Below are 3,581 nucleotides of genomic sequence, written 5' to 3'. Positions count from 1 at the left end.
CAAACGCCGGAGGGGCTATAACTAGCCGGAGCCCCCTGGTTCGGGAAGGGGCGGGATTGGGGAGCTCCCAGCCGGGCCCCTACCCGCCGTCCCGGCAGAGCAGCAGCAGGGCCCGGTCGTCGTTGACGTCCTTGGCCACCGCTTCGATGAGGTGCCAGGCGGCGCCGTGGAAGCCGCCGGCGACATAGCGGTCGGCCTCGCCCGTCAACCGGTCCATGCCCTCGGCGATATCGCGGTCGGCGGCCTCGACGATGCCGTCCGTGAAGAGCATCAGGACGTCCCCGGGCCGCAGGGAGCCCTTGACGGGATCGAACTGGGCGCCGTCGTAGACGCCGAGGAGCGGGCCTTCGCCGGACTTCTCCTCCCAGCGGCCGGTGCCCGCGCTGAGCTGGAGGGCGGGCAGATGACCTGCGGAGAGGAGCTCGTAGTCGCCGGTCTCCAGGTCGAGGACGAGGTGGATGGAGGTGGCGAAGCCCTCATCCCAGTCCTGGCGGAGGAGGTAGCCGTTGGCGGCGGGCAGGAAGGCGTGGGGCGGCAGGGAGCCGAGCAGGCCGCCGAACGCACCGGACAGGAGCAGGGCCCTCGACCCGGCGTCCATGCCCTTGCCGGACACGTCCGTGAGGACGACCTCAAGGGTGCGGCCGCCGTTCGTGCGGGCGGCGACGACGAAGTCACCGGAGAAGGACTGCCCGCCCGCCGGGCGCAGGGCCATCTCGCGGTGCCAGCCGCGCGGCAGCTTCGGCAGCTTGCTCTGGACGCGGATGCGCTCGCGCAGGTCGAAGAGCATCGTTCCGCCGCCCCGCCAGGGCACGCCGACGCGGCTGCGGAACTGGGCGATGAGCAGGCCGAAGAAGCCGCAGGCCGCGACGGTGAGGACGGTGCCGGGGGTGACCCGGGCGGGCCCTTCCGTGTAGGGGCCGAGCCGCGCGGACTCCACGATGAGGGCGGCCGCGGACGCGGCGTACAGACCGAGGAGGCTGGAGGGCCGCAGGAGCAGTCCGCCCGCGACGATCGGCAGCACGAGAGCGGCAGGCGCGAACCACACGGGGTTGACGATCGTGCACACCGTGATGACCGGGACGGTCAAGAGCAGCGCGGCCAGCGCCACCCAGTCGGAGCCGTCGCCGCGGAAGTAGTCGACACCGGATTTGCGCAGCCCTATGCGGGCCCGGTGCAGCTGCTTCTTCATCCGGGCCGGGAACGTCTCGGCTGCGGCGCGCCGCTCACGCGGTTCGCTCCGCTCACGCCCTACTCGTCGTACCGCCATTGCTCGTGGACCCTATCCACCGGGCCAGGCACTTCGCACGGGAGGTACCTCTTGTCCCCCTTCAGGGGCACCTCGCCCGTATCTCCGCGCCCGGCGTCCATACGTGCGTTCCGGCGTACGGAAAACCATTCGCCGCGTCCTTGGAGCCCTGGTAGGCATGGCATATGACAGCAGACTTGCGGGAGTTGGACCAGAGCGACTGGAAGCAGTGGTACGGAACGCTGGAGCTGGCCTTCGGCGGTGTCGCCGAGGCGCCCGATGAGCACGAGCTGTGGAACGACCTGACCGAGTACGACCGCTCCCTCGGCGCCTGGGACGGCGACGCGTGCGTGGGCACGGCGGGCGCGTTCAGCTTCCGCGTGTCGGTGCCGGGCGGCGCGCTCGTGGAGGCGGCGGGCGTGACGATGGTGAGCGTCGCGGCCACGCACCGGCGCCGCGGGATCCTCACGTCGATGATGCGGCGGCAGCTGGACGACGTGCGGGAGCGCGGTGAGGCCCTGGCCGTCCTGACGGCGTCCGAGCCCGCGATCTACGGCCGCTTCGGGTACGGCTGCGCGACGCGGCAGCTGAAGGCCGACATCGACACGACGCGGACGCGCCTGACCGTCCCGGAGGGCACGGACGGCGTGCGCCTGCGGTACGTGAGGCCCGCCGACGCCCAGGAGGCGTGCGAGGCGGTGTACGCGGACCTGGTGGCCGCCCGTCCCGGCATGCTCGCCCGGCAGCCGGGCTGGGAGCGGCTGCCGCTGCTCGACCCGGAGAGCGAGCGGCACGGCGCGTCCCCGCTCCAGTGCGTGCTCGCGGAGCGCGACGGCGAGACCGTCGGGTACGCGCTGTTCGCGGTCAAGCCCGACTGGGAGTGGCAGGGCCCCCAGGGCGAGGTGAAGGTCAAGCATCTCGGAGCCCTCGACCCGGCCGCGTACGCCGCGCTGTGGCGCTTCCTCTTCGAGATCGACTTGACGTCGAAGGTCTCCTTCTACAACCGCCCCGTGGACGACCCGCTGCTCCAGCTGGTCTCGGACGTCCGGCGCTGCGACCTCGGCGTCAGGGACAGCCTGTACGTACGCCTGGTGGACCTCGGTGCCGCCCTCGCGGCGCGTACGTACCGCACGCCGGTCGACGTGGTCCTGGACGTCGAGGACGCCTTCTGCCCCTGGAACGAGGGACGTTGGCGCCTGACGGGCGACCCCAAGGGGGCGTCCTGCAAGCGCGTCGACGACGCCGCGCCCGCCGATCTGGCCCTGAGCGTGCGGGAGTTGGGCGCCGCCTACCTCGGCGGCATCTCGCTCGCCGAGCTCGCCGGGGCGGGCCGGGTGCGGGAGCTCAGGCCGGGGGCCCTGGCGGAGGCGGACCTCGCGTTCGGCTCGGCGGTGGCGCCTTGGCTGCCCCACGGGTTCTAGGCGGTCGGGGTCAGCCCGGCTGGCAGGTCGGGCACCAGAAGAGGTTGCGGGCGGCGAGATCGGCGGTGCGGATCTCGCCGCCACAGATGTGGCAGGCCTGCCGGGCCCTGCGGTACACGTACACCTCGCCGCCGTGGTCATCCACGCGCGGCGGGCGGCCCATCGCCTCCGGCGTGTGCTCGGGCCGCACGGTGTCGATGCGGTTGTGGCGCACGCCCTCGCGCATCAGCTCCACCAGGTCCGCCCAGATCGCGGTCCACTGGGCGTGCGTGAGGTCCTTGCCGGGCGTGTACGGGTCGATGCCGTGGCGGAACAGGACCTCCGCGCGGTACACGTTGCCGACGCCCGCGACGACCTTCTGGTCCAGGAGGAGCGCCGCGACGGTCGTCCGGCTCCGGGAGATCCGGCGCCAGGCCCGCTCCGGGTCGTTCGTCCCGCCCGCCTCCACCGGGCGCAGCGGGTCCGGGCCCAGGCGTTCGTGTATCGCCTGCTTCTCCTCGTCCGTGATCAGCGCGCAGGTGGTGGGGCCGCGCAGATCGCTGTAGTGCGCTTCGGTCGCGAGGCGGAGGCGGACGGTGTCCGTGGGGGGCGGGGGTGGGGTGGTGCCCCAGGTGTACTTGCCGAACAAGCCGAGGTGGATGTGGATCCAGCCGGTGTCGGCGAAGGCGAGGAAGAGGTGCTTGCCGTAGGCCTCTGCGGTGGTGAGGGGCTGGCCGGTGACGAGGGCCGCGCTGTCGGAGAACTTGCCCTGGGGGCTGGTCGCCCGCACGGTGTGCCCCTGGAACCGGCTCCGGTGATCGGCCGCCAGCCGATGAATGGTGTGCCCTTCCGGCACGGTGCTCCTCCTCTTGCGGGGGTACCTCGCGGGGGCGCCCCAGTCCCACCCCTTCCCGAAACTAGGGGCTCCGCCCCTA

At 72.5% G+C, this 3,581-nt stretch carries 3 protein-coding genes; 1 reads left to right on the top strand and 2 read right to left on the bottom strand.

Annotated features, from left to right (window positions below):
- Positions 1-79 precede the first annotated feature (79 nt).
- On the bottom strand, positions 80-1,267 hold the full coding sequence (locus tag ACFWZ5_RS45595) for a PP2C family protein-serine/threonine phosphatase (protein WP_384806514.1): 1,188 nt from the start codon (positions 1,265-1,267) through the stop codon (positions 80-82).
- Between the two features lie 164 nt (positions 1,268-1,431).
- On the opposite strand from ACFWZ5_RS45595, the gene ACFWZ5_RS45590 reads away from it, so the two are divergent.
- Entirely contained in the window at positions 1,432-2,667 is a 1,236-nt protein-coding gene (locus ACFWZ5_RS45590) for a GNAT family N-acetyltransferase (RefSeq protein ID WP_384806516.1), read from the top strand.
- Positions 2,668-2,677: 10 nt separating this feature from the next.
- Here ACFWZ5_RS45590 and ACFWZ5_RS45585 read toward each other — a convergent pair whose 3' ends face one another.
- Positions 2,678-3,502: an Fpg/Nei family DNA glycosylase gene (locus ACFWZ5_RS45585; protein ID WP_384806518.1), complete on the bottom strand. Its 825-nt coding sequence runs from the start codon at positions 3,500-3,502 to the stop codon at positions 2,678-2,680.
- Positions 3,503-3,581: the final 79 nt, after the last annotated feature.

The sequence above is a fragment of the Streptomyces sp. NPDC059003 genome, assembly GCF_042740445.1.
Lineage (GTDB): Bacteria > Actinomycetota > Actinomycetes > Streptomycetales > Streptomycetaceae > Streptomyces.
The sequence above is the reverse complement of the archived record's forward strand: the minus strand, read 5'-3'. Positions and strand labels throughout refer to the sequence as shown.

Coding starts and splice junctions, on each gene's coding strand:
- ACFWZ5_RS45595 (WP_384806514.1), bottom strand. CDS start 1,267: ATGGCGGTACGACGAGTAGGGCGTGAGCGGAGCGAACCGCGTGAGCGG.
- ACFWZ5_RS45590 (WP_384806516.1), top strand. CDS start 1,432: ATGACAGCAGACTTGCGGGAGTTGGACCAGAGCGACTGGAAGCAGTGG.